Source organism: Nocardiopsis alba DSM 43377 (assembly GCF_000341225.1).
Classification (GTDB): Bacteria; Actinomycetota; Actinomycetes; order Streptosporangiales; family Streptosporangiaceae; genus Nocardiopsis; species Nocardiopsis alba.
Genome location: NZ_ANAC01000010.1, coordinates 388,890 through 414,935, shown reverse-complemented (window position 1 = coordinate 414,935; position 26,046 = coordinate 388,890). Strand labels below are relative to the sequence as shown.

Sequence of the window (26,046 nt, the reverse complement as noted above, 5' to 3'; positions counted from 1 at the left end):
GGTTCTCCTGTCGTATCGATGGGTGGGACTTTTCTAGATTGTCAGGAGAAACCGGTTAATTCCATCGAAAGTTTATGATCATTACGTTCATCTGGACTGAACATTCGCGGCTCGCAGGGTCGACGCGGTCTCGGCCAGGGCCCGAAGCGTCGCCTCGATCTGTGGTCGCTGCCCCGCCCCGGCCCGCACGGCCCAGACCACGTGACGGCGCGGCTGGTCGATCTGGGGGGTGCGCAGGGCCACCTCCGGTGTGTCGGCCGCCGCGGCCAGGCGGGGGATGAGGGCCACGCCCAGCCCGGCGGCGACCATGTCGAGGATGGCCCGCCAGTCCGAGGCCACGTGCCCCTGTTCCGGAACGAAACCGGCCTGCGCGCAGGCGGCGATGGTGATGTCCCGCCACGGCCCCGACGCCCCGTAGATCCACGGTTCGTCGGCCAGGTCGCGCAGACCCAACGCCGGGGCCGAGGCCAGCCGGTGCTGGACGGGCAACGCCACGTCCAGGGGGTCGGCGAGAAGCTCGCCGCGCTCGTAGCGTCCATCCTGGTCACTGGGGGCCTGGGCGGCCAGCGACAGACCGATGTCGATCTCACCCGCGGCCAACAGTTCGTACACCTCGGCGGCGTCGGCCTGGTGCACCCGGGTGCGCAGATCCGGGCGGGTACGCCGCAGGATCTTCAGGGTCGGGACCACCAGGGTCGGGATGGCGGTGGCGAAGGCCCCGATCCGGACCCGTCCGGCCTCGCCCCGCACGAACCCGTCGAGTTCGGCCTCGGCCCGCTCCAACTGTGCCAGGACCACGTCGGTGTGGCGCAGCAGCACGTGGGCGGCGTCGGTCAGCCGGACCCGCCGACCGTGCGCCTCCAGCAGGGCCACGCCCACCTGTTGGGACAGGGAGGAGAGCTGCTGGGAGACGGCGGAGGGGGTCATGGACAGGGCCTCGGCGGTGGCCCGGACGGTGCCGAGCTCCTGGAGGGTGCGGAGCACACGGAGTTTGCGCAGATCCCAGTCGGTCATCTTCACAGACATACCATTCACCTCCGCTTAACGGATTCGGTGGCGTGCTCGAAACGGTTCCGAGAACGAAGGGCGGGCGCACGGTCACCGTGCGCCCGCCATGAGAGGGGGAGGCCCCGAAGGTCCGGGCGGGTTCGCCGCCCGGACGTTCTCGGTCTACCGGCCGGGGGTCCGGTCGGCCTCGGGACGGTCGGAGTCGCTGCTCCGGTAGGTGGCTCCGGCTTGATCGGTGTACTTGGCCTCACCGGGGCCGGCGGTACCGATGTCGGCCTGGTCGATGTCGGCGGGCGTACCGGAGGCCGGTCGACCGATCACGTTGAAGCAGATGTTCAACAGGATCGACACGATCGCGGCACCGATGATGCCCGAGTGGGCGATGAGCTCGACCGACTCGGGCAGGAAGGCGTAGAAGGTCGGGTAGGCCAGCGGGATGATGGCCACACCGATCGAGGACGCCACCAGGATCAGGTTGAGGTTGTTGGTGAAGTCCACCTTGGCCAGCGTCTTCACACCGCTGGAGGCGACGCTGCCGAACAGCACCAGACCGGCACCGCCCAGCACGGGGGTCGGGATGGCGGCCATCACGCCACCGAGCACGGGGAACATGCCCAGGGCGAGAAGGATGGCGGCGCCGGTGGCGACCACGTAGCGGCTGCGGATACCGGTCAGGGCCAGCAGACCGATGTTCTGGGCGAAGGAGCTGGTCGGGGTGGCGCTGAAGATCGGACCGATGATCGAACCGCTCACGTCGGCGCGCAGACCGGCCGAGATGCGCTTGGCGTCGATCTTGGTGCCGGTGATCTCACCGACCGCGATGATGTGGGACGCGCCCTCGGTGAGCACCACCAGCATGATGATGCACATGGTGATGATCGCGGTGACCTGGAACTGCGGGGCACCGAAGTAGAACACCGAGGCCGGGTTGAACACGATGTCGGCCTCGCCGACACGGCTGAAGTCGGCCATGCCCAGCGGGATCGAGACGAGGGTGCCGACGAGCAGACCGAGAAGGATCGACAGACGACCCCAGATGCCCGGGAAGAGTCGAGAACCGATGAGGATGACGGCGAGGGTCAGGCCGGCCAGACCCAGGTTGGCCATCGGAGCGGCGTCGACCTGCTCACCGTTGAACGTGGTGGTCGACCCGTCCATGATCCAGCGGGCGGCCACCGGCATCAGGCTGATGCCGATCACGGTGATGATCGTTCCGGTGACGATCGGGGGGAAGAAGCGGATGAGCTGACCGAAGAAGGGGGTCAGGATGAGCCCGAAGACACCGGCGGCCATCGAGGCGCCGAAGGCGATGGGCAGGTTCTCACCGCCCTGACCGGCGGCCAGGGCGGTGATGGCGCTGACGGGGACGAAGGAGGTGCCGACCACGATCGGCAGCTGCGCGCCGAGTCGGCGGTGTCCCACGGTCTGGAGAAGAGTGGCGATACCCGCCACGAGAAGCGCACCGCTGACGAGGATTCCCATGGCGGCGGGGTCGTTCGCGAGCCCAGCGGCGGCGCCTACTACGAGTGCCGGTGCCACCGCACCGGCGTACATGGTGAGAATGTGCTGGAGTCCGTAGACGAGCAGAAGCCGCGCGGGCAGCTTCTCGTCCTCGGGGCGAGCGGGGGTCGTGGCGGTTGTTGTGGCCGAGTCCTTCGCGGACGGACTGTTCGACATGGCCAGTTTCCAGCCTTTGCGATCGGCGGTCAGGGGATGACCTGGGTTCGGATTCGGGGGATCCGTTGATGTCGCGCCGACCTCGGTACACCCGATTCAAGAAGTACGACGGAGGTCGGTGGGGCCCATGAAGACGGGCAGGCGAGGAGAACCTCGGATATTGATCCCGGGCGGGACACGCGTGTCGCACGAGGAGGGACAGGCCTCGGTCGTGGAGGTGTACTCCGGTTCGGGAGCCGGGGCCCGGCCGCACGCGCGGGCCCCGGAGTAGGAAGGTGTGGAACGGGTGTCGGCCCGTTCCACGGGGGACGTTCGGTCCTCGGTCCCGCGCGGCGGGGTCCGGGAGGGAACGTGCCCTGAACGGGTCCTTTAGAGGAAGCCCGGGACGGTCTTCCAGGCGTCGCCGGCCTCGGGGGCGTCGTCACGCTGGACGACGGCCTCGATCTTGCCGTAGGGCCGGTCGGCGGCGAAGAAGACCTCGTTCGGGTTGTCCAGGTCGAACGAGGACAGGTCCACGAGGAAGTGGTGCTTGTTGGGCATGGAGAAGCGGATCTCCGCGATCTCCGGGTGGGCCTCCAGGACGGCCTTGCCCATCGCGTACAGCGTCTGCTGGAGGGCGAGGCTGTGGGTCTCGGCGAAGGCCTCGAGGCACAGCGCGCGCACGGAGGCGTAGGTCTTGTCGAAGTCGTGGTCGGTGCCGACGTAGCGCCAGCGGGCGGCGACGTCGGTGGCCAGGATCCGGTCGGTGGTCTCCTGAAGAGTCGTGTACCGGGTCTTGGGGAAGCCGTGGAACTCCGAGCCGGTGGACTTGAGGACGGTCAGGCCCTCGAATCCGGAGACCACCCACTCCTTGTCACCGTCCTTGTTGACGATGGTGTTGCGGGTCTCGGCGCCGTTGCGGGAGAACGCGTGGTCGTGCGGGCCGCTGGAGGTGTCGATCCGGTCCCAGGAGTACTCCTCGATCTCCTGGCGGGCGCCGTGCACGTAGTCGTGCTCGTCCACGAAGTGGCGGGCCAGACGCAGGGCGAAGTCCTCGATCGCGCCGACGCCGCCCCACTCGCGGGCCTTGGCGTAGACGGTGTTCTTCTGGGTGTCGGTCGGCAGACACGTGCCGTTGTCACCGATGGTGTGGACTTCCTCCAGGTCCCCGCGGAGCTGGGAGGTGACGTTGACGTCCTTGATCCGGTGGACGTCGGTGTCGCGGTTGATGTGGACGAGACGGACCTCGGCCTTGCCGTACTGGTTGTCTCCGAGCTTGATGCCCATCAGGGTGAACTCCATCCATGTGGATTCTTTTCATCGCTTGCGCCGCCATGTGCCTCGGCCTGCGCAGTGTGCGTATGAGGGAGGACCGCTGTGGTCATGCGGAAGGACCTGTCACGCACTCGAAGATGTGGGGGGACTGGGGTCGGGTGTTCTGCCTGGATCTCCTCCTTGGTCCGGATGTCGCTTTCACCGGGGCGGGAGGACGCCGGTCACGGGGTGAGCCAGGTCCCGTGGGGCGTCCGTACCGCTAGGAGCCCCGGTAGGTCGAGTAGGCGAACGGGCTCAGGAGGAGCGGCACGTGGTAGTGCGAGTCCTCGTCGGCGAGGTCGAACACGATGGTGACCTCGGGGTAGAACCCCTTCTGCCCGGTCGCGGTGAAGTAGGCCTCGGTGTCGAACACGACCCGGTAGTACCCGGCCTGAAGCCGCTCGGGTCCGAAGTCGGGGACACGGCCGTCATCGTTGGTGCGGCCCTCGGCGACCGGCTTCCACGAGGTGCGCTCGCGGTCGGCGGCGGCCTCCAGGCGGACGGGGACGTCGCGGGCGGGGCTGCCCAGCGCGGCGTCGAGGACGTGTGTGGTCACGTGGCTCATGCTGCCTCCAGGAGTTTGACCAGGCGCAGCCCGGCGATCTTGCGCAGTTCCTCGCCGACGACGGAGAGTTCGGTCTCGGTGTCGTTGTCCAGACGGGCGACCAGGTCGGCGAGGAGTTCGCGGCCGGTCCGTCCGCTCGCGCAGACGAGGTAGATCTGGCCGAAGCGGCCTTCGTACTCGCCCTGGGCGAAGGTGAAGATCCGCTGGACACGAGCGGAGGCGTCGTCGGTGTCGGCCGCGAACGCGGACTGTTCACCGCGCGACCACGCGGACTCGGTGTCCTCGCCCTCGGCCTTCTCCCCGATGCGGGGGTGGCGGGCCAGGGCGGTGGCGGCCTCTTCGGAGGTGATCGCTCGGGCGTGCCCGTCGGCACTGGCGAGCAGGGTCTCCCTGTCGGCGAAGGGCGCTTCGGAGGCGAGCGCCTCCACCCAGCGGTCCACGTTGAGGCACTGCGCGAGTTCGGTGCGCAGCTCCTCCTTGGACAGCCGGTTCAGGCGGGCCAGTCCCGGGTCGGGGACGGCCGCCCCCGACGCGTCCGGGGTGGTCTCGGGCATGTGTACTCCCGTGGCTCCGTGCATTTCGTAGAGCAGATTGCGGATTCCGTATTACGGATTGGGGGGACTCTAGTTCATGCCAGTGTGACCTTGTCAACACTCGCAAGGGGCATCCTGCGAAAAACTCCGAAATCTGTGACCTCGGCGCAAGAAGTAGTGAAGTTCACGTCGGCTTCCGAGGCTGGTGGTGTGCTTGGGGCACATGAGGTCACACTCCGTTCAAAGTGAGCGGACCGGAGTGGTTGACAAGGGGCGGTGGCTCAGCGCACACTCAGATCATTCCTTAAAGCGAAATCTGATTTCCGCAATGTGGAAGTAGCTGCTGGAGGCAACGCATGAGCCACACACTCGGGTACACGGTGAACTGCTCCCTGCTGTTCACCGAGCTCCCCGTCAACGAGCGCCCCCAGGCCGCACGGGACGCGGGCTTCCACGCCGTCGAGTTCTGGTGGCCCTTCGAGAGCGCCACGCCCGCCCAGGCCGAGGTCGACGCCTTCGTCGGCGCCATCGAGAAGGCGGACGTCCGACTCACCGGCCTGAACTTCTTCGCCGGCCGGCTCCCGGGTCCGGACCGCGGCGTGCTCTCCCACCCCGACCGCGCCGCCGAGTTCCGCGCCAACATCGACGTGGTCGTCGGTATCGCCGAGCGCACCGGGACCACCGGCTTCAACGCCCTCTACGGCCTGCGGCAGGAGGGCGTCGACCCGGCCGAGCAGGACCGGATCGCCCTGGAGAACACCCTCGCCGCGGCCGAAGGCGTCGCCAAGGTCGGCGGCACCGTCCTCATCGAGCCGATCAGCGGCTCCGAGGACTACCCCTTCAAGACCGCCGAGGAAGGGCTCGCCTTCGTCGCCAAGGCCAAGGAGGCCGGCGCCGCGAACGTCGCGCTCCTCGCCGACTTCTTCCACCTGGCCGTCAACGGCGACGACGTCGCCGCCGTGGTCCGTGAGCACGCCGCGTCCTTCGGTCACATCCAGATCGCCGACGCCCCCGGCCGCGGCGAGCCCGGCACCGGCGACCTCGCCATCGACGAGCTGCTGAGCGCCTCCCAGGCCGGCGGCTACCAGGGCCTGGTGGGCCTGGAGTACAAGCCCACCGTCCCCACCACCGAGAGCTTCGGCTGGCTGCGCTGACGCGCGGCCCGGCCGCCCGACCGCCTCGGGTGCACTGCGAAGATCCGGTGTACCCGAGGCTTCCAAGCCACACAGAGTCCGGTGCGAGACACGCCACCGGGCGTACCGACAGACAGACAAGGACTCCGCCATGTCCGCGAAGAAGATCGCCTTCATCGGCCTCGGCATCATGGGTCTGCCCATGGCCGTCAACCTCGTCCGCGCCGGTCACACCGTCACCGGCTTCAACCGCAGCCCCCAGCGTGTCGACTCCCTGGTCGCCGAGGGCGGTCTGCGCGGTGGCAGCATCGCCGAGGCCGTGGCCGACGCCGAGGTCGTCATCACGATGGTCCCGGACTCCCCGGACGTCGAGGCCGTGCTGGCCGGTGAGGGCGGCGTCTTCGAGAACGCCAAGCCCGGCACGCTCGTCATCGACATGAGCACGATCCGCCCGGACGTCGCCCGTTCCGTCGCCGGCATCGGCGCCGAGCGCGGCTTCCGTGTCCTGGACGCCCCGGTCAGCGGCGGCGAGGCCGGTGCCATCGAGGCCAAGCTCTCGATCATGGTCGGCGGTTCCCAGGAGGACTTCGACGCGGCCCGTCCGGTCTTCGACGTCCTGGGCACCACCCCCGTCCTGGTCGGCCCCAGCGGCTCCGGTCAGACGGTCAAGGCCGCCAACCAGCTCATCGTGGCCGGCAACATCCAGCTCCTCGCCGAGGCCCTGGTGTTCCTGGAGGCCCACGGTGTGGACACCGAGTCCGGCCTGGAGGTCCTCGGCGGCGGTCTCGCCGGCAGCACCGTCCTCCAGCGCAAGGGCAAGGGGATGCGCGAGCGCAACTTCACCCCGGGCTTCCGGATCGCCCTGCACGACAAGGACATGCGCATCGTCACCGACTCCGCCCACGCCGCCGGCGTAGCGGTGCCGCTCGGTGCCCAGGTCGCCCAGAACGTCGCCGCGCTCAAGAACCAGGGGCACGGCGGCCTCGACCACTCGGCGCTCCTCAAGATCGTCGAGCAGCTCTCCGGCCGCGGCGAGTAGTCACCGCGACCGCACACCGTATGACCGGGGCGTCGTCTCGCCCCCGGGTGTTGGCCCACCCGGGAGGCCGGCGAACACGCCGCCCCACCCCTGGCACCTGTTTCTCCGGGCCGGGGGCGACCGATCGAACACGGTCGTCCCCGGCGCACCGGACACCCCAGCACTGAAGGGTTCGCACCCATGGCGAAAATGCCCGCGATGAACGCGGTCGTGGAGGTCCTCAAGGACGAAGGCGTCGACACCGCCTTCGGTTGCCCCGGCGCGGCGATCCTGCCGCTCTACAAGGCGATGGAGGACGTCGGCGGCATCGAGCACCTGACCGTCCGCCACGAAGAGGGCGCCACCCACATGGCCGACGGTTGGTCGCGCACCACCGGCAAGGTCGGTGTGGCGATCGGTACCTCCGGTCCCGCCGGCACCAACATGATCACCGGTCTGTACACCGCCATCGCGGACTCGGTCCCGATCGTGTGCATCACCGGTCAGCAGCGCACCGACCTGCTCGACAAGGAGGGCTTCCAGGCGGTCGACATCGTCGAGATCGCCAAGCCCGTCACCAAGTGGGCCGTCCAGATCAAGGAGGCCGCGACCGCTCCGTGGATCTTCCGCGAGGCCTTCCGGATCGCCCAAGAGGGTCGTCCCGGCCCCGTCCTGATCGACATTCCGCTGGACGTCGCCCAGCAGGTCATCGAGTACGACCCCGAGCTGGACGCCGCGCTCAAGATCAACACGGTCGAGCCGCACCTGCCCCGCGTCGAGAAGGCCCTCGACCTGCTGCTGGAGGCCGAGCGTCCGCTCATCCTCGCCGGCGGCGGCGTGATCCTGGCCGAGGCCTCCGACGAGCTGCGCGAGCTCGCCGACTACCTCCAGGTGCCCGTCCAGGTCACCCTCATGGGCAAGGGTTCCTTCGACGAGGACTCCCCGCTGTACTCCGGTATGACCGGTGTCCAGACCTCCCAGCGCTACGGCAACGCCTCCTTCCTGGAGTCGGACCTGGTCCTGGCCGTGGGCGCGCGCTTCGCCGACCGCCACACCGGCCAGATCGACGTCTACCGCGGTGAGCGCAAGTTCATCCACGTCGACATCGAGGCCACCCAGATCGGCCGTGTCTTCGAGCCGGACCTGGGCGTGGTCTCCGACGCCAAGCTGTTCCTCCAGGAACTGCTGAACGCCGCCAAGCGCCGGAACGCCAAGGCTCGGGTCGAGTCGTGGATCTCCCGCGTCGGCGAGCTCAAGACCACCCTGACCCGTCGTGAGGACTTCGACAGCGTCCCGGTCAAGGCGCCGCGCGTCTACAAGGAGATCAACGAGGTCTTCGACGAGGACACCTACTTCGTCACCGCGATCGGCCTCTACCAGATCTGGGGCGGCCAGCACCAGAAGGCCTACAAGCCGCGCCACTACCAGATCTGTGGTCAGGCCGGCCCGCTCGGCTGGGAGATCCCCGCCGCCATCGGTGTCAAGAAGGCGCTCAAGAACACCGACCCCGACGCCGAGGTCGTGGGCATCGTCGGCGACTACGGCTTCCAGTACATGGTCGAGGAACTGGCCGTCGCCGCCCAGTACGACGTTCCCTACGTCATCATCATGCTCAACAACGAGTACCTGGGCCTGATCCGTCAGGCGTCGATCCCGTTCGACATGAACTACCAGGTGGACATCCACTACGACGAGTACGGCACCGACAACGTCAAGCTCATGGAGGCCTACGGCTGCTCCGGGCGTCGCGTCTGGGAGCCCTCCGAGATCCGGGACAGCCTGGAGTGGGCCCGCAAGGAGGCCAAGGCCACCTCTCGTCCGGTGTTGGTCGAGATCATGATCGAGCGCGAGGCCAACACGCCGCACGGCCCGGCCATCGACGCGGTCAAGGAGTTCGAGCCGCTGCCGGAGGCCTGATCCCGATCCACTGAACCACCATGGGGCTGGACCTGCACCCCGGCCCCATGGTCCGGCCTCCTCCGAGACCGGCAGGAGGAGGCCCCAGAGGGGCGACGGTGTTCTTCGCTGGCACACCGTCGCCCCTCCGTCATGCCCCGGGTCTCTGAGACAGAGGGGTCAGCCGCAGTAGGCGGCCTCTTCGCCGATGATCCGGTAGGGGCAGTCGGCGTAGTCGAGAAGCCGGAGCACGGCCTCCTCGTTGCGGGAGGTCTCGCGTTCGATCACCGACGAGGGCGGATAGAAGCCGCCGTCGGAGAGGCTCTTCGGGTACATCTCGTAGGTGAAGTTGACGATGTTCTGGTCGGCCCACAGCCAGTCGTTGATGGATCCGTCCGTGACGTACAGATCACTGGACTGTTGGGGCGTGTACCCGTTGGCCTCGGCCATGTACTCGCCCAGGGCCCGGTGGGTGTCGTACTCCTCCCGCGTCATCCCGTCGGTGACCTCGTCGTAGGTGTATCCGAACGGCCACAGGATGAGTTCGCTGAAGGTGTGGAAGTCGATGGCCGTGGTGATCTGCTGTTCGCCGTCGACCACACGGCCGCGCACGAAGTCGGCGACGGCCCGGACCTCGGGGGCCGACTCGGCCTCGGGGCCCCGGTAGGTGATGCTGTCGGGGTTGTCGGAGGCGCCGCCGCAGCAGCCCCAGTTGTAGGCCCAGTTGCGGTTCAGGTCGGTACCGACCGACGAGGAGCCCTCATTGGGCTGGCGGTTCTTGCGCCAGTCCCGCCAGGTGTCCCCGGCCATGTCGTACTCACTGCCGTCCGGGTTGACGTTGGGCAGGATCCAGATCTCCCGTCCGTCGACCAGCTCGGTGATCCGCGGATCCTCGCCGTAGCCCTCGGTGAACAGGCGCATCAGGTAGATCGCCATCTCCACTGTCAGATGCTCCCGCGCGTGCTGGGAGTGGGTGAACAGGACCTCGGGCAGGTCCTGGTCGGTGGAGACGTCGCCGCTGATCTTGATCGCGACCAGGTCCTGGCCCTCGTAGGAGCTGCCGTACACCTCCTGGGCGGCGATGTCGGGGTTGTTCTCGACCACCTCGTCGATGATCTCCAACAGTTCCGGATAGGTGGTGTACCCCGGGTCGGGGGAGGCGTAGGTCTCCGGGAGGGACAGGGGTTCGGCGGTGTAGCCGAGCGCGTCGAGTTCGGCGATCTCGCTCGACGAGCCGGTGATCAGGACGGAGTCGTCTCCGACGTGGTCGATCGCCACGCCGGTATCGGCGATCTCGGTGCGTTCCTGAGCGGTGGCGACCCCGTCGATCTCGTAGAGACCGTAGGCGGGTTCGGCGTTCGCGCTTCCCGTGACCAGGCCGCCCAGGAGCAGGGCGCCGACGGAGACGGGGACGAGGGTTCTTCGAAGGGGTGTGGGGGTCGGGATCTTCACGTCGCCTCCATGAGCGGGGTGTGAGGCTTCGAACACGTGGCGGTATTGGAGATCGTCCCGAGGTGGGATGTCAACACGGGCGGGGGGTGTGGGGGAACGTCCTGTTTAGGGTTCTCCGCACGTGAAGCCCGCTTTCCGGAGGAGTGTGCGGATACGCTCCGTGTCCACATGCGGCCATACGGTATCGGGTCTCTCGGGGGATCCCGTGCGCGGACACGACGAGCGCCCCGGATCGTGTGATCTCGGGGCGCGGGTTCGTATGGCTGAGGATGTCCGTCGGCGGTACCGGCCCTGCGTCGGCACGGCTTACGTGTCTTGATCGGCGTGAGCGAGCGGGCCCGGGTGTTGGCCGCACCCTGGGTCCCGCCGACGGACTCCGTATGACCCCCCTAGCACTGAAGGGTTCCCCCCAAGGGTAACCCTTCGAGGGCTATATCTTGAAGTCGAGTTACCCATGTCGGCAGATCGGTTTAAATCGTCACGAGACGGTGGAAACGTCCCAGGTCATGGCCGCATGATCTCACTATGTGAGCGTCGAGTATCGAATTCTCGTGGACGTCTGCTAGCGTGACGATCGTTATGCTGCGCGTGCTGCTCCTCCTTAGTGGCCGCGGCGGGGATCGTTAGACGGTCGGCCCCCTCGCCGCGGGACTTCGGCTTGCCGTGTCGACCACGTCATCACGTGCCACACTCTCTCCGAGGAGCAACACCGTTATGGTGCCGCAGCAGAAGTCCAGCCCCATGCCGTTCCAGCGCTACCAGGCCTTCACGCCGGTGGACCTGCCGGACCGCACCTGGCCCTCCAAGACGATCACCAAGGCCCCCCGCTGGCTGTCCACCGACCTGCGCGACGGCAACCAGGCGCTGATCGAGCCGATGGACCCGGCCCGCAAGCGCGAGATGTTCGAGCTGCTGGTCGGGATGGGCTACAAGGAGATCGAGGTCGGCTTCCCCGCCGCGAGCCAGACCGACTTCGACTTCGTCCGGTCCCTGATCGAAGAGGACCTGATCCCCGACGACGTCCAGATCTCCGTCCTGACCCAGGCCCGCGAGGACCTGATCGAGCGCACCGTGCAGAGTCTGGTCGGCGCCAAGCGCTCCACCGTCCACCTGTACAACGCCACCGCGCCCACCTTCCGCCGCGTGGTCTTCAAGGTCGACCGTGAGGCCTGCAAGAACATCGCCGTCGAGGGCACCCGGCACGTCGTGCGCTTCGCCGAGCGGTACCTGGGCGAGACCGAGTACTTCGGCTACGAGTACTCGCCGGAGATCTTCATCGACACCGAGCTGGACTTCGCCCTGGAGGTCTGCGAGGCCGTCATGGACGTGTGGCGGCCCGGCCCCGGTCGCGAGATCATCCTGAACCTGCCGGCGACCGTCGAGCGCGCCACCCCCAACGTCTACGCCGACCAGATCGAGTGGATGAGCCGCAACCTGTCCCGGCGCGAGCACGTGGTCCTGTCCGTGCACCCGCACAACGACCGCGGCACCGGGGTGGCCTCCGCCGAACTGGCGGTCATGGCCGGCGCCGACCGGGTCGAGGGCTGCCTGTTCGGGCACGGCGAGCGCACCGGCAACGTCTGCCTGGTCACCCTGGGCCTGAACCTGTTCAGCCAGGGCGTGGACCCCGAGATCGACTTCTCCGACATCGACGAGATCCGTCGCACGGTCGAGCACTGCACCCAGCTGCCGGTCGCCCCGCGCCACCCCTACGGCGGCGACCTGGTCTACACGGCCTTCTCCGGCTCCCACCAGGACGCCATCAAGAAGGGCTTCGACGACCTGAACGCCCGCGCGGCCGAGGCCGGTACCCCGGTCGAGGCCTACCCGTGGGACGTGCCCTACCTGCCGATCGACCCCAAGGACGTGGGCCGCAACTACGAGGCGGTCATCCGGGTCAACAGCCAGTCCGGCAAGGGCGGTGTCTCCTACATCATGCAGCGGGACCACTCCCTGGACCTGCCGCGCCGTCTGCAGATCGAGTTCTCCCAGGTCATCCAGCAGTTCACCGACGCCGAGGGCGGCGAGTTCCCGGCCGACCGCATCTGGGAGATCTTCTCCAAGACCTACCTGTCCGAGACCGGCCCGGTGTCGGTGCTGGCGCACCGCTCCAGCACCGCGGAGGACGGCACCTACCGGATCGAGGCCGACACCCGCGTCAACGGCGAGGTACGAGAGCTGTCCGGTACCGGCAACGGTCCCATCTCCGCCTTCGCCGACGCCCTGACCGAGGTGGACGTCAAGGTCCGGGTCATCGACTACATCGAGCACTCCATGGGCGAGGACGGCAACGCCCGCGCCGCCGCCTACGTGGAGGCCGAGATCGACGGTCGCGTGGTGTGGGGCGTGGGCATCCACAGCAGCATCACCACGGCCTCCCTGCGCGCCATGTGCAGCGCCATCGGCCGCGCCTGATCCGAGACGAGGGCGGGCCCGGGACCGACACGGTCCCGGGCCCGCCCTCGTGCGTTCGGAAGGCCCGCGGGCTACTCGTAGCCGAACTTCTGGGTCCAGGCGTTGGACGCCTCGCCGACACCGATGGCGGTCAGATCGCAGTTGAGGATGTTGGCGCGGTGGCCGGGACTGTTCATCCAGGCCTCCATCACCTGCTCCGCGCTGCTCTGGCCCTTGGCGACGTTCTCCGCGCCCCAGGAGGAGTAGCCGTGACGTCGGGCCCGATCGCCGGGCCCCTCTCCGTCGGGGTTGTCGTGCGCCATGTAGTCGCGGGCGGCCATGTCCTCGCTGTGCTCCTGGGCGGCGGCGGTGAGCCGGCCGTCCACGTGCACCGGGTCGCAGCCCTGGGCGGCGCGTTCCTCGTTGACCAGGTTCACCACGGCGGTGGCCCGGGGGCCGGACGAGGTCGGGGTCTCGTCTCCGTTCCCACCGCCACCGTTCGTGCCGCCTCCGTCGTCGCCTCCGCCGTCCTCGTCGGAGTTCGGACGGTCGGAGCTCTCAGCGGTGTCCTCGGGGGAGTAGGAGGCGGTGGCCTGGTCGCTCCGCGGGCCGCTGTCGCCGCCGGGGCCGTCGCGCTCGGGCGAGGCGGTGGGCTCGACGAAGAAGTCGTCGTCCTCTTCGGCGCCGGGGACCATGGAGTCGTCGGCGACCCCCTCACCGGACGCCCCGAGGGTGGGCGAACCGTCGGCGGGGCCGGTCTCGTCCCCGACCCCGTGCAGGATCAACGCCCCGGCCAGGGTCAGACCGATGGGTACCGCCGCCACACCCGCCACCAAGGGCAGGGCGCGGCCTCTCCGGCGTCGTTCCGGGTGGCCCTCACGAGAAGCCGCCTCCTGTTCACGAGGGCTCTTCCTGCGTCTGCCTCGGCGACCTCGCGCCATATCGCTGCACCTTCCGTGCCGGGATGGGGAATCGTGCGGGCACCCCTGCGGGGTGGTCGGGACGGAGGGCCCGACGGGGTTGGCGCCGACCGGGGAGTGTCCCTCCCCGGGAGGACTCCTCCCGTGCCCACGGCCACGTGTGGCTTCGGTGACCGGGAGTCCGAGGGGGTCTTCCACGGTTCATGGACCGCGTACGCCGCGGGGGAAGGGCGGCGTGCCCTGGTCGTCGGACTCCTAGCGCGTGAGAGTAGAGCAAATGTAGGGAAAAGGGAATCCAAAACGTAATAAAGCTGATCAGAGTGGCGGGAGTCGTCGGAGAGGTCGGGACATCCGCGACAATGGAAGGGTGAGCCTCTACCGTGACGAGGGTGTCGTCCTGCGCAACCAGAAGCTGGGCGAGGCCGACCGCATCATCACCCTCCTGACCCGACGCACCGGCCTGGTGCGCGCCGTCGGCAAGGGGGTGCGCCGGACCAGATCGCGCTTCGGCGCCCGCCTGGAGCCGTGTACCCACGTCGACGTCCAGTTGCACACCGGGCGCACCCTCGACGTCATCACCCAGGCCGAGACCGTGCGCTCCTACGGGGCCGCCGTGGTCCACGACTACTCCCGTTACACGGCCGCCACCGCGATGCTGGAGACCGCGGAGAAGGTCGTCGCGGTGGAGAAGGACCCGGCGCTGCGCCAGTTCCTCCTGCTCATCGGAGCCCTGCGTACGCTGGGCGAGGGCGTGCACGACTCCAGGCTGATCCTGGACGCCTACCTGCTGCGGACCCTGGCCGTGGCCGGGTACGCTCCGGCCCTGGTCGAGTGCGCCCGGTGTGGAAGCCCTGGGGAGCACCGTGCCTTCGCGGTGCACGCCGGCGGTATGGTCTGCTCGGTGTGCCGTCCCCACGGCTCCGTGTACCCCTCACCCGACACGATCCGCCTGATGGCGGCCCTGCTGGGAGGAGACTGGGACAGCGCGGACGCCAGCGAGGGCGGGCATCGCTCCGAGTGCAGCGGGATGGTCGCCGCCTACCTGCAATGGCACCTGGAGAACGGAATCCGATCACTGCGGCATGTGGAGCGTTCTTGAGTCTGTTCAACTTCGACAACGGCAGGCGGAGTCGACAGGAGTACACGGCTCCCGTCCCGCACCCCGACGGCGCGCGTCCCCCGGCGTTGCCGGCCGAGCTGGTGCCCCGACACGTCGCCGTGGTCATGGACGGCAACGGCCGATGGGCCAAGGAACGCGGTCTACCGCGCACCGAGGGCCACAAGGCGGGGGAGTCCTCCCTCTTCGACGTCATCGAGGGCGCTCTGGAGATGGGGATCCCCCACCTGTCCGCCTACGCCTTCTCCACGGAGAACTGGAAGCGATCCCCCGACGAGGTGCGCTTCCTCCTCGGTTTCAACCGTGACGTCATCCGCCGCAGGCGCGACGAGCTGCACGCCCGCGGTGTGCGCGTCACCTGGTCCGGCCGCCCGGGGATGCTCTGGAAGAGCGTCATCAAGGAGCTGGAGGACGCCGAGGAGCTGACCAAGGACAACACGGCGCTCACCCTCCAGTTCTGCGTGAACTACGGAGGCCAGGCCGAGATCGTCGACGCCGCCCGCGAGTTGGCCCGTCAGGCCGCCGAGGGGCTCATCTCTCCGGAGAAGATCAACGAGGACCTCCTCGCCCGCCACCTCTACTCTCCCGAGGTCCCCCCGGTCGACCTGTTCGTGCGCTCCTCGGGGGAGCAGCGGCTGTCCAACTTCCTCCTGTGGCAGTCCGCCTACGCCGAGTTCGTCTTCCTGGAGACGCTCTGGCCCGACTTCGACCGCCGCGACCTGTGGCGGGCCTGTGAGATCTACGCGAGCCGGGACCGTCGTTACGGCGGTGCCGTGCCCAACCCGGTCGAGGGGGAGAAGAAGTGACGGTAGAGGGAGAGGGACTCCTCCGGCGGGGGATGTCGTTCGTCGCGGTGGGGGACAGCTTCACCGAGGGTGTGGGCGATCCCTACCCGGACGGCTCCGGGGTCTTCCGGGGCTGGGCCGACCGGGTGGCCGGGCATCTGGCCGACCACGTGGGCGGGATCCGCTACGCCAACCTGGCCGTGCGCGGCAAGCTCATCCGGCAGATCGTCACCGACCAGCTCCCGCCGGCGCTGGAGATGTCGCCCGACCTGGTCACCCTGTGCGCCGGGGGCAACGACCTGCTGCGTCCCGGGGGAGACCCCGAACGTCTGGCGCGCGTGCTGGAGCACACCGTGTCCCGGCTGCGGGCCGGCGGCGCCCGGGTCGTCCTCTTCACCGGGGTGAACGTCTCCACCGGCTATATGCGCGGTGCCATCGGGCTGTTCGCCCGCTACTACATGAACGTGCGCGCGATCGCCGACGCCCACGACTGTCTCCTGGTCGACCAGTGGTCCATGGACGTGCTCACCGACCCGCGCGCGTGGGACGACGATCGGCTGCACATGTCCCCGGAGGGGCACCGTCGGCTGGCGCTGAGGGTGGCCGAGGTCCTGGGGGTGCCCACCGAGGAGCGTTGGGACGAGCCCTGGCCGACGGCGGAGACGGTCGGTTGGACCGACGCGCGCCGTGAGGACCTGCGTTGGGTGAAGGACTCCCTGGGGCCGTGGATCGGGCGCAGGCTGACCGGACGTTCCTCCGGTGACACGGTGACCGCCAAGCGGCCCGAGCTCACGCCGTTCGGGGGAGAGGGAGACGGTCCGCTCGGCTGAGGGACGGGGGTCGCTCCACGCGGCCTCCGCCGTACCGTTCGTGGTGTGAGCTCCACCCCAAAACGTGACGAACCAGGAACCTACTGTCGCGTAACCCGGGGGTCGGGTTGCATCATCGAGGACTATGAGCGGTGTGCCGACCGGAAGCTCCGGTGACCTCGAGAACAAGGACATCCTGTCCTACGTCGCCCTCGGAGACAGTTTCACCGAGGGTATGAGCGACCCCTACCCGGACAGTGACAGCGTCCCCAACGGTCGTTATCGCGGTTGGGCCGATCGCGTGGCCGAACACCTCGCCGACCACGTGTCCGAGGTGCGTTACGCCAACCTCGCCGTCCGGGGGCGTCTGATCGCCCAGATCCGTGACGAGCAGGTGCCGCGCGCGGTCGAGATGTCCCCCGACCTGATCACGCTCTGCGCGGGCGGCAACGACATCATCCGCCCCGGCAGCGATCCGGACAAGGTCGTCGAGATCTTCGAGTCGATGATCGCCGAGCTCCGTTCGACCGGCGCCCGCGTGGTCATCTTCACCGGCTTCGACACCAACTGGCAGCCGGTGATGCGTCACCTGCGCGGCAAGATCGCCACGTACAACATGCACATGCGTTCGGTCGCCGACCGTTATGGCTGCGATGTCGTCGACGTGTGGAGCATGCGGATCTTCGACGATCAGCGGGCCTGGAACTGGGACCGGCTGCACCTGTCCTCGGAGGGGCACCGTCGGCTGGCCCTGCGTGTGTGCGAGGTCCTGGGTCTGCCGGTCGACGACGACTGGAACCGTCCCTGGCCGCCGCCGGAGCCTCGGGGTTGGCGCAGCGCCCGGCAGGAGGACCTGCACTGGGCCCGTGAGTTCCTGGTGCCGTGGATCGGTCGTCGGTTGACCGGTCGTTCCTCCGGTGACGGTGTGAGTCCCAAGCGTCCGGAGCTCCAGCGCTGCGAGCGGTATCGTCCGGGCGACTGAGTCCACGTTCGCGAGACGGCCGTCGGGCCCCGCTCCGTGTCCTTTCGAGGGACCGGGGCGGGGCCCGACGTCGTGCGTGCGATCACCCGGTCACGGGCTCGCCCGCGCACGGGGATCTCAGGGGCGCGCGGCGGAGCCGAACACGGGGTAGTGGTCCGAGTAGTCGTCGTAGGTGTAGTCGCGGCCCCAGGAACGGACCGTCCACGGCTCGCTCTTCACCGCCCGGGTCTCGTTGAGGTAGGTCTCGGGGGAGGCCTGGTTGCGGATCGGCAGGACGTGGTCCAGTTGCTGGGGCTCGTGGCCGGAGTAGTCGTGGCCGGCGATGGAGTTGGTGGAGGGGTCCCAGGAGATGGTGTCGTCGACGGGGGTGGGCTCCACCGCGTCGAGCCGGTCGAGGGCGTCGTTCCACTCCTCGGTCCCGCCCACGATGTTCAGGTCGCCCGCGACGTAGATCGGCTCGTCCTCGGGGATCCCTCGTAGGACGGACACGATCTGGTCCAGCTGCCCGGCCCGGATCCGCCGGTCCTCGCCGCTTCGGCAGGCGCCGTCCTCGGCCTGCATGTGGGTGCCCACCACGTGCAGAGGGCCGTCGGGGGTGTCGAGCTCGACGTAGGCGAAACCCTTGTTGGAGAACCAGTCGGCCCCGCAGGCGCGGGAGAAGATGTGCTGCTCGGCGCGGACGATCGGCCAGACGCTGTGCACGCTCACCCCGCCGTTGGTGACGGTCTCGCCGCGGAATCCGGTGGTGTCGTCCCAGCCCGTCTTGGAACGGCCCACGACGGGGGTCGAGTACGGGTAGTCCTCGGAGAGGCCCTCGCGCAGGCGCTCGGCGCTGGAGTTCTCAAAGAGCTCCTGGAGGACCACCACGTCCTGGCCGTCGAGGACCCCGTCGGCCGGGATCAGGTCGGCGCGGATGTCCTGGCCCCAGTTCGGGTAGAGGGCCTTGGGCATGAGGAACGTGTTGTAGGTGGTGATGCGGGGGGCCTGACGTTCCGTCTCGGAGGAGGCGGTGGCCGGGGTCGTGGGCAGGAGCGGGGTGATGAGCAGCGCTGTCAGAAGCGCGGCCGCGGTTCGTCTGTACACGGGGCTCCAGCCTGGTCCGGCCGTGACACGAGGGGGTTACCGGTAAGTAACCTCTGGGTGGAGACCGTATGCACGCCCGGGGCCCGCGCACATGGTGTGCGCGGGCCCCGGGGAGAAGCGTTCTATCGTTCGTGGACGTCTCAGGCCGAGCAGCGGGCGCAGGTCCCGAAGACCTCCACGGTGTGGGTCACCTCGGTGAAGCCGTGCTGGGCGCCGATCTCGGCGGCCCAGCGCTCCACGGCGGGACCCTCGATCTCCACCGCGGTGGAGCACACCCGGCACACCAGGTGATGGTGGTGGTCCTCGGTGTCGCAGGCCCGGTAGACGGCCTCGCCCTCGTCGGTGCGCAGGACGTCGACCTCGCCCGAGTCGCTCATGGCCTGGAGGGCCCGGTAGACGGTGGTCAGGCCGATCTTGGAGCCGTCGGCCCGAAGATCCGCGTACAGGTCCTGGGCGCTACGGAAACCGGAGGACTCGGTCAGCGCCCGGCGGACCGCCTCACGTCGTGTGGTCATGGTGTCACCCTCCCCCGATCGGTCTGGGGCATCGTATCCGTCGGTCCTCCCGTGCCCTGGGGCAGGGGTGGGACTCCTCGGCGCGCGGTCGCCCTGCGCAGCAGGCCTCCGACCACGACCGCCACGCAGTAGACCGCCAGGGCCAGCAGCACGATCGTGGCACCCGGAGCCAGGTCCGAGTAGAAGGCCGTGGTCAGCCCGCCCAGTGACGACAGCAGGCCGATCAGCACGGCCAGCCCGACGGTCACCCGGAAGCTGCGACTCAGTTGCTGGGCCGCGGCGACGGGGACGATCATCAGAGCGCTCACCATCAGCACGCCCACCACGCGCATGGCGATCACCACGGTCAACGCGGCGGTCACCGCCAGCAGGATGCTGAGGAAACGCACCGGAAGCCCGTGGGCCCGCGCCACCTCCTCATCCTGACACAGGACGAACAGTTCGCGACCGAACACGGCCAGGACCGTCAGGACCCCGACGGCCAGCGCCCCCACGATCCAGATGTCCTGTTCGCCGACGGTGCTCACCGAGCCGAAGAGGAACGACGTGAGGGTGGCGTTGCTGGCTCCGGGGGTCAGACCGATCAGCAGGACACCGCCCGCGATGCCCCCGTAGAACAGCAGGGCCAGCGCCACGTCGCCGCTGGTGCGCGTGCGGACCCGCACCAACTCCATGAGGACGGCTCCGAGGGTCGCCACGACGGCGGCGGTCAGCACGGGGGAGGTACTGGTGAGCAACCCCAGGGCCACCCCGGTCAGCGCCACGTGGCCGATGCCGTCGCCCAACAGGGCCAGCCGTCGTTGGACCAGGAAGGTACCGATCACCGGGGTGACCAGACCCACCAGCACCGCGGCGATCAGCGCACGCCGCATGAACTCGTACTGGAGCAGTTCGATCACGGTCGGGCACCTCGCGTCGGGATGATCTCCGGGTGGGCGTCGGGATCGTTGGGGTCGGGATGGGGATGCTGGTGCTCGTGGCCCGGCCGGGCGCACGCGCCGGTGGCCTTGGGCGGGGCCCCGTCATGGACCACCCGGCCGTGTTCGAGCACCACGGCGCGGTCGATGACCTCCTCCAACGGGCCCAGTTCGTGCAGGACCAGGACCACGGTGCTGCCCTGGTCGCGCAGTCGGGAGATGGCCTCGGCCAACGCGCGCTGATTGTCGGCGTCCACCCCCGCCATCGGCTCGTCCATGACGAAGGTGTCGGGGCGTCCCGCCAGCGCTCGGGCGATGAGCACCCGTTGCTGCTGGCCGCCGGAGAGCTCACGGACGGAGTCGCCGGCCCGGTCGCCCAGGTCGACCGCGGCCAGGGCCTCGTCGACCGCCACCCGGTCGGCCCGGGTGGGCAGGGACAGACGGCGTCGGCGCGCGACCTGGCCGGAGGCGACGATCTCGCGGACGGTGGCCGGGACCGCGCCGCCCGCGGTCAGCCGCTGGGGCACGTAGCCGATGCGCCGCCAGTCCCGGAAGCGCTTCAAGGGGGTCCCGTGGACGCGGATCTCACCGGAGGTGAGGGGGACGATGCCGAGCATGGCCCGCATCAGGGTCGACTTCCCGGATCCGTTGGGGCCCAGGACCGCGAGGGTCCGGCCCACGGGTATCTCGACATCGACGCCGTCGAGGACGGGAACGCCGTCGTAGGCGGCGTGGGCGTCGATGATCTGGAAGGCGGCGGGGGCGTCGGGAGAGGTACTCCTCGCCCCATCGAACTGGGCTGACACTCACACATTATGACGAAAGTGAAAATGATTGTCAAAACTCATCGGATCGCCCGGACGCCCCCTTCTCGGAGACCTCCTCAGTAGCCGAGGGCGCGCGCCACGGCCAAGAGCAGCACCACCGCCACCATCAGCACACGCGGGGTCTTCCGTGCCCGGTCCAGCGTCGGCCACGTCAGGAAGGCCAGCCACAGGAAGAACACGGCCACCAGCGTCAGGCACAGGGCGCCGATCACCCCCGGGGCCGTCAACCCCGCGATGAACAGCGCCCCGAAGATCAGCGGGACCGCCCAACGCGGACGCTGCCGCAGCCACACCAGAGGGACGGCGCTGCGCCGCTCCACCGCCCGACGGAACCCTCCCGAGCCGGAGCCGGACGTGCCGTCCCCCTCGGTCGGGGAAGCGCCCCGATCGGTCCGTCGCCGCTCGTCCTCGTGCTCGGGAGAGACCATCGCCGCCCGTTCCTCGTCGTCCACGATCGATTCCCCGGAAGGGTCCGGATCACCCGCTCCCATGGGACACGCGTTCGTCGCTTCCCTGATAGATTCGCAGGTGTCCGTGACAGCCGAGCGAGCGATGACGCGCCGGTCTGCCGGGACCTCCGGTCCGCCATGTCAGTGAAGCAGGAACCGGCCGCCACCGCGAGGCGTGCGGCTCCCCCCGGTCGGCTTCGGATCACCGATCCCATGGTGACGGTTCTATGAGGGAGCCGAGACCCCGGGGCGGCCCCCGGTCCAGATCGACCCGCCTCGACGACGGGGTACAGACGAGCCGGGCACCCGCGCGGTCCCCGCCCCCGGTCGGGACCACGGGGCGTACGGGGGGTCGAGTACCTTCTACAGTCGGTTATCGACCGTTTGAGCAGCGCGGACCTTCCGCACTACGGTGCCCGTACTTCGTCCAGCGACGAACCCTCCGGAGAGTGTCAACTTCCGTGCCCGAACCCACAGTCATCGTGACGTTCGACGTCACCGAGCCTCACCTTCAGAACTGCCTCGACTCCCTGGCCCGTCAACGTGACGAGAGCCGGATCGAGGACACGACGCGCCCCATGGACGTGCCGGACATCGAGGTGGTCCTCGTACCGGTCCGCGCCGTCGGCGAGGCCACCTCGACCGCGCCCACCGTCCCGGAGGATCCCGAAGGGGAGAACACCGAACCGGACACCGGCGGAGACGACGAGACGGCCGAGACCGACGAACAGCGTCCGGAGGAGAACGACCAGGGGGACGAGGCCGTCGACTCCGCGCGCGAGGACGGACTGGCCACGGCGCGCGCCTTCGCCGCGGCGCCCCCGACCGGCCTGCGCGTCACCCTGCTGGACGAGGACCCCGCCCCTCACCACCCCGCGGCCCGCACCCGCGGGGCGGAGGTGGCGAGCGGCGACCACCTGCTCTTCCTCTCCGGCGCCGACGCCCTGACCGGCTACGCCCTCGCGCACTTGGCCCACAGCGCCGCCGACACCCGTTCGGACCTGGTCATCGGCAACGTCCACCGGTTCAACGAGCTGGGCGCCTCCCCCTCCAAGGCGCACCGGCGACTGTGCGGCCGCCGGCGTCTGGCCGAGGACCCCCGGAACGTCCCCGGCCTGATCTCGGACGCGACCCTGGGCAACCGTCTATGGCGGCGGGAGTTCTGGCTCGCCCACGACACCTCGGCCCTCGCCCCCGAAGACGCCGACCTCGCCGTTCGGAGACTGACCCTGAGGGCCGACGCCGTGGACGTGCTCCCGGCCCCGGTACTGCTCATGCGCGAACGGACCGGCGATCGTCTCTCCCTCGACGAGGCCTCCCTCACCCGGCGGCTCACCGCGATGCGCGAGATCGCCCTCGAACTTCCCGGCACCGACCGTGAACTGTGGGACCGCAACCTCCTCCACGGCGAGCTCCACCGTCTCCTCCTGCGTCTGGACGACGCCGAGGAGCCGGTCCGCGAGGTCGTCATGGACCTGCTCAACGCCTACATCGACCACGTGCCGGACACCCTGTTGCGGGGCCTGCCCGTCCTGGACCGTCTCCTCTACCACCTGGTGCGCAAGCGGCGACAGGCCGACCTGCTGGAGGTCGCCACCTTCGCCAAGAGCGTCGAGATCAAGAAGGCGCCCGCCGTCCGACAGGGGCTGGGCTACTACATCCGGTACCCCTTCTTCGACGCCGAGGACCCCGCCAAGGCGGTCCCCCGCGAGATCTACCGCCTCGACGACGAGATCAAGGTCCGGCAGAAGACCGAGGCCCTCTACTGGGAGGACGGGCGGCTGCACATCAAGGGCCGCGTCGGCATCCGCCACCTGCGGGCCCACAAACGTTGGCACCAGCACATCGTCGCCTTCGCGATCAACACCTCCACCAAGCGCCGGATCCGTGTTCCTGTGCAGGTCCGGCTGGCCGCCGAGTACCGCCTGCCGGACCTGCCCGACGCCGCCCGGCACGACTACGGCGGCTTCACCGCGATCCTGGACCCGCGTCGACTGCGCTCCGCCAGGGAGTGGGAACCCGGTGAGTGGAAGATCGAACTGGTCGTGTTCAACCGCGGCCTGACCCGACGCCGCATCATCGCCAACCCCGTCTCCGGCCAGCCCGAACGCCCCGGATACCACGAGGTCGGCGGTGACATGTGGATCCGACCCCACTGGAACCGTGAGCGTCACCTGGTCATCGCGGTCGAGCCCGCGCGCGCCCGTGTCGTCGAGCACCGTTTCGACGCCCGCACCGCCGAACTCCACCTGGAGGGCGAGCTGCTGTCCGCGCCCGCCGCCGACGCCACCGCTCTGCGGTTGGTCCGGCGTCCCGGTACCGCCCGGCTCACCTATCCGGTCCGGATCGAGGGCGGTCGCTTCAGCGCGAGCGTCCGCGCCGAGGAACTGTTCGCCCGAGGCCTCAGCGAGTGCGGCGGGGTGATCCGTCAGGAGGAATGGGACGCCGAACTGGTCACCGACTCCCAGGTCGGGGTACCCCTCGTCCTGCCCGACGAGGTGCCCACCACCCCCTACAACTCCGACGGCGCCCAGCAGGAACTGGTCGTGCTGCGCACGGCCACCGGACACCTCAAGCTCCGCGCGGGCCGGGCCAGGCCCGTGGTGGACCGCGCCGAATGGGACGAACGCGTCCTCATCCTGGGCGGCGAGTTCCCCAGCGGGGTCGACCTGCGCATCGTCGCCAAGGCCCGAGGCCGCGACGAGGAGCACGAACTCTCCCTGGAGCGTTCCGGGAACCGATTCACCACCCGCTTCGATCCCTCCCGCATCCGCACCCTGTCCGGGGAGCTCTCCCTTCCCGCGGGCTCCTACCAGCTGTGGGGTCGCGTCGGCGAGGAGGACGACGCACCGGAGGAGGAGACCGGCGCCGGAAGCGTCGACGTCGGTGTGGAGTTCGCCGACACGCTCCTCGGGGATCTGCCCCTGGAGACCCGGAGCCCCGAGCGCACCTACACGCTCACCTACCAGAACCGCGGCATCCCGGTGATCCAGGTCGGCAGCGACCTGCGCCCCGTGGAACGCGGTGCCTTCGCCCAGCGTCGACTGCGGGAGACCTTCTACCCGGCCCAGCGGAACGAGCCCGTCACCGAGGGCATCCTCTTCGACACCTACACCGGCCGCCAGTACTCCGACAGCCCTCAGAGCATCTACGCCGAACTGCGCCGTCGTGAGGGCTGGGCCGACTACCCGATGTCCTGGCTGGTCGCCGACGGGCAGGTCAACCTGCCCGAGGACCTCACCCCGGTCCGGCACAAGGGCGAGGAGTACTACAGGGAGCTCGCGCGCAGCCGCTACCTGGTCTCCAACTCGCGTCAGCCCGCCTGGTTCCACCGTCACCCCGACCAGGTGGTCGTACAGACCTGGCACGGATCGATGCTCAAGCGCATCGGCTTCGACGTGGAGAACATCCGCGGCAAGTCGCGCGACTACTTCGACAAGCTGGCCTGGGAGACCCGCCAGTGGGACTACCTGGTCTCGCCCAGCCCCTGGGCCACGCCGATCCTGCGCAGTGCCTTCCGCTTCGAGGGCGAGGTGCTGGAGACCGGCTACCCGCGTAACGACATCTTCTTCTCCGCCGACCGGGAACGCATCGCCGAACGCACCCGGCGCGTCCTCGGACTGCCCGAGGGCAAGAAGGTCGTCCTGTACGCGCCCACCTGGCGGGACGACAAGTACTACACGCGGGGCAAGCACAAGCTCGACCTGCACCTGGACCTGCGCCGGATGTACGACAAGCTCGGCGACGACCACGTGCTGCTGGTCCGCCGCCACCCCCGCGTGGTGGACAGTGTGCCGATCGTCGGAGAGGACTTCGTCTACGACGTGTCCCTGTACCCGGAGATCATGGAGCTGTTCCTGATCACCGACGTGCTCATCACGGACTACTCGTCGATGATGTTCGACTTCGCCAACACCGGCCGGCCCATGCTCTTCTTCACCTACGACCTGGAGAGCTACCGCGACAACCTGCGCGGGTTCTACTTCGACTTCGAGGAGACGGCGCCCGGCCCGCTCCTGACCCGCTCCGACGACGTCATCGCCTCCCTGCTCGACATCGACGAGGTCGCCCGGAACAGCGAGGACTCCTATCGGGCGTTCGTCGAACAGTTCTGTCCCCTCGACGACGGTTACGCCGCCGCCCGCGTCGTGGACCGGGTCTTCGGCGAGGGCCGAGGAAGGTAGGGGAGCGGGCGGGAGACCCGGTCTCCCGCCCGCCCCGGGGCCGGGGCGTCCATGGGCTGCGCCACAATGGTCCGGTGATCGTCATCACCCGTTACTCCGTGCCCGAGGCCGACAGCGAGGCCTTTCGAACCGACGCCGACGCCGCCGTGGCGGTGCTGGCCGCCCGACCCGGATTCGTGCGGCACCGTATCGGCCGCGCCGCCGACGACCCCGAGCTGTGGACGGTCGTCACCGAATGGGAGGGCGCGGGCTACTACCGGCGCGCACTCTCGAACTTCGACGTCAAGATCACCGCGGTCCCCCTGCTGTCCCGGGCCATCGACGAGCCGACCGCCTTCGAGATCCTCGACGGAGAGCGGTCCCGCTGAGACCCGTCTCGGAGGCGGGCCGCCCGCCTCCGAGCGTGACCGAATACGTGCGCGAGAGCCCTCCGATTGCTCTAGCCTGGGGTGACGCGGTCGCCCGGAGCGCCACATCCGTGGCTCCGCG

22 protein-coding genes are annotated in these 26,046 nt (G+C 69.1%); 10 read left to right on the top strand and 12 right to left on the bottom strand.

What is annotated here, in order from left to right; genetic code table 11:
• Positions 1 to 87: 87 nt before the first annotated feature.
• From D451_RS0109135 to D451_RS0109110, 5 genes are all read right to left on the bottom strand, one after another.
• Complete coding sequence (locus D451_RS0109135) at positions 88 to 1,014, bottom strand: LysR family transcriptional regulator (protein WP_026124939.1); 927 nt, start codon at positions 1,012 to 1,014, stop codon at positions 88 to 90.
• A gap of 156 nt (positions 1,015 to 1,170) precedes the next feature.
• On the bottom strand, positions 1,171 to 2,685 hold the full coding sequence (locus D451_RS0109130) for a nucleobase:cation symporter-2 family protein (protein WP_014909479.1): 1,515 nt from the start codon (positions 2,683 to 2,685) through the stop codon (positions 1,171 to 1,173).
• Between the two features lie 369 nt (positions 2,686 to 3,054).
• The gene (gene pucL, locus D451_RS0109120) at positions 3,055 to 3,951 is read right to left on the bottom strand and encodes a factor-independent urate hydroxylase (RefSeq protein ID WP_026124938.1); all 897 of its coding nucleotides are present in this window, start codon (positions 3,949 to 3,951) and stop codon (positions 3,055 to 3,057) included.
• A 247-nt stretch (positions 3,952 to 4,198) separates the two neighbouring features.
• On the bottom strand, positions 4,199 to 4,543 hold the full coding sequence (gene uraH / locus D451_RS0109115; RefSeq protein WP_017534178.1) for a hydroxyisourate hydrolase: 345 nt from the start codon (positions 4,541 to 4,543) through the stop codon (positions 4,199 to 4,201).
• Positions 4,540 to 5,097 (bottom strand): 2-oxo-4-hydroxy-4-carboxy-5-ureidoimidazoline decarboxylase, encoded by a 558-nt coding sequence (locus D451_RS0109110; protein WP_014911918.1) that lies wholly within the window; start codon positions 5,095 to 5,097, stop codon positions 4,540 to 4,542. The genes uraH and D451_RS0109110 overlap by 4 nt, the downstream gene beginning before the upstream one ends.
• 335 nt (positions 5,098 to 5,432) lie before the next feature.
• On the opposite strand from D451_RS0109110, the gene D451_RS0109105 reads away from it, so the two are divergent.
• The 3 genes from D451_RS0109105 to gcl all read left to right on the top strand — a co-directional run bounded on the left by D451_RS0109105 (position 5,433) and on the right by gcl (position 9,144).
• The gene (locus D451_RS0109105) at positions 5,433 to 6,230 is read left to right on the top strand and encodes a hydroxypyruvate isomerase family protein (RefSeq protein ID WP_014908684.1); all 798 of its coding nucleotides are present in this window, start codon (positions 5,433 to 5,435) and stop codon (positions 6,228 to 6,230) included.
• Positions 6,231 to 6,264: 34 nt separating this feature from the next.
• Positions 6,265 to 7,248, top strand: coding sequence for a 2-hydroxy-3-oxopropionate reductase (locus D451_RS0109100; RefSeq protein WP_326337421.1), 984 nt, complete (start codon positions 6,265 to 6,267; stop codon positions 7,246 to 7,248).
• A 180-nt stretch (positions 7,249 to 7,428) separates the two neighbouring features.
• Positions 7,429 to 9,144: a glyoxylate carboligase gene (gcl, locus tag D451_RS0109095; protein ID WP_017534177.1), complete on the top strand. Its 1,716-nt coding sequence runs from the start codon at positions 7,429 to 7,431 to the stop codon at positions 9,142 to 9,144.
• Positions 9,145 to 9,303: 159 nt separating this feature from the next.
• Here the strand turns inward: gcl and D451_RS0109090 are convergent, their stop codons facing one another.
• Positions 9,304 to 10,575 (bottom strand): M14 family metallopeptidase, encoded by a 1,272-nt coding sequence (locus D451_RS0109090; protein WP_014910903.1) that lies wholly within the window; start codon positions 10,573 to 10,575, stop codon positions 9,304 to 9,306.
• Between the two features lie 714 nt (positions 10,576 to 11,289).
• Between D451_RS0109090 and leuA the strand changes: the two genes are divergently transcribed.
• Complete coding sequence (gene leuA, locus D451_RS0109085; RefSeq protein ID WP_014912652.1) at positions 11,290 to 12,990, top strand: 2-isopropylmalate synthase; 1,701 nt, start codon at positions 11,290 to 11,292, stop codon at positions 12,988 to 12,990.
• Between the two features lie 71 nt (positions 12,991 to 13,061).
• On the opposite strand, the gene D451_RS0109080 is transcribed toward leuA, so the two are convergent.
• On the bottom strand, positions 13,062 to 13,910 hold the full coding sequence (locus tag D451_RS0109080) for a CAP domain-containing protein (protein ID WP_017534176.1): 849 nt from the start codon (positions 13,908 to 13,910) through the stop codon (positions 13,062 to 13,064).
• A 346-nt stretch (positions 13,911 to 14,256) separates the two neighbouring features.
• On the opposite strand from D451_RS0109080, the gene recO reads away from it, so the two are divergent.
• The 4 genes from recO to D451_RS0109060 all read left to right on the top strand — a co-directional run bounded on the left by recO (position 14,257) and on the right by D451_RS0109060 (position 17,582).
• Positions 14,257 to 14,988 carry a DNA repair protein RecO gene (gene recO, locus D451_RS0109075; RefSeq protein WP_014909173.1) on the top strand — a complete coding sequence of 244 codons (732 nt, stop codon included), beginning with the start codon at positions 14,257 to 14,259 and terminating at the stop codon, positions 14,986 to 14,988.
• Positions 14,985 to 15,812: an isoprenyl transferase gene (locus D451_RS0109070; protein ID WP_017534175.1), complete on the top strand. Its 828-nt coding sequence runs from the start codon at positions 14,985 to 14,987 to the stop codon at positions 15,810 to 15,812. The genes recO and D451_RS0109070 overlap by 4 nt, the downstream gene beginning before the upstream one ends.
• A gap of 32 nt (positions 15,813 to 15,844) precedes the next feature.
• Positions 15,845 to 16,621 carry an SGNH/GDSL hydrolase family protein gene (locus tag D451_RS0109065; RefSeq protein ID WP_014908463.1) on the top strand — a complete coding sequence of 259 codons (777 nt, stop codon included), beginning with the start codon at positions 15,845 to 15,847 and terminating at the stop codon, positions 16,619 to 16,621.
• 124 nt (positions 16,622 to 16,745) lie between these two features.
• Positions 16,746 to 17,582, top strand: coding sequence for an SGNH/GDSL hydrolase family protein (locus D451_RS0109060; RefSeq protein ID WP_017534174.1), 837 nt, complete (start codon positions 16,746 to 16,748; stop codon positions 17,580 to 17,582).
• A 117-nt stretch (positions 17,583 to 17,699) separates the two neighbouring features.
• On the opposite strand, the gene sph is transcribed toward D451_RS0109060, so the two are convergent.
• The 5 genes from sph to D451_RS0109035 form a co-directional block, all read right to left on the bottom strand.
• The gene (gene sph / locus D451_RS0109055) at positions 17,700 to 18,665 is read right to left on the bottom strand and encodes a sphingomyelin phosphodiesterase (RefSeq protein ID WP_017534173.1); all 966 of its coding nucleotides are present in this window, start codon (positions 18,663 to 18,665) and stop codon (positions 17,700 to 17,702) included.
• Between the two features lie 140 nt (positions 18,666 to 18,805).
• Positions 18,806 to 19,180: a Fur family transcriptional regulator gene (locus D451_RS0109050; protein ID WP_017534172.1), complete on the bottom strand. Its 375-nt coding sequence runs from the start codon at positions 19,178 to 19,180 to the stop codon at positions 18,806 to 18,808.
• The gene (locus tag D451_RS0109045; protein ID WP_014912274.1) at positions 19,177 to 20,079 is read right to left on the bottom strand and encodes a metal ABC transporter permease; all 903 of its coding nucleotides are present in this window, start codon (positions 20,077 to 20,079) and stop codon (positions 19,177 to 19,179) included. Before D451_RS0109045 ends, D451_RS0109050 begins: the two co-directional genes overlap by 4 nt.
• Positions 20,076 to 20,903: a metal ABC transporter ATP-binding protein gene (locus D451_RS0109040; protein WP_017534171.1), complete on the bottom strand. Its 828-nt coding sequence runs from the start codon at positions 20,901 to 20,903 to the stop codon at positions 20,076 to 20,078. The genes D451_RS0109045 and D451_RS0109040 overlap by 4 nt, the downstream gene beginning before the upstream one ends.
• A gap of 77 nt (positions 20,904 to 20,980) precedes the next feature.
• Positions 20,981 to 21,415, bottom strand: coding sequence for a DUF6703 family protein (locus D451_RS0109035; RefSeq protein WP_017534170.1), 435 nt, complete (start codon positions 21,413 to 21,415; stop codon positions 20,981 to 20,983).
• Between the two features lie 419 nt (positions 21,416 to 21,834).
• On the opposite strand from D451_RS0109035, the gene D451_RS0109030 reads away from it, so the two are divergent.
• Together D451_RS0109030 and D451_RS0109025 are read left to right on the top strand one after the other, a co-directional pair.
• Positions 21,835 to 25,557 carry a CDP-glycerol glycerophosphotransferase family protein gene (locus tag D451_RS0109030; protein ID WP_017534169.1) on the top strand — a complete coding sequence of 1,241 codons (3,723 nt, stop codon included), beginning with the start codon at positions 21,835 to 21,837 and terminating at the stop codon, positions 25,555 to 25,557.
• 74 nt (positions 25,558 to 25,631) lie between these two features.
• The gene (locus D451_RS0109025; protein WP_014908442.1) at positions 25,632 to 25,925 is read left to right on the top strand and encodes an antibiotic biosynthesis monooxygenase; all 294 of its coding nucleotides are present in this window, start codon (positions 25,632 to 25,634) and stop codon (positions 25,923 to 25,925) included.
• Positions 25,926 to 26,046: the final 121 nt, after the last annotated feature.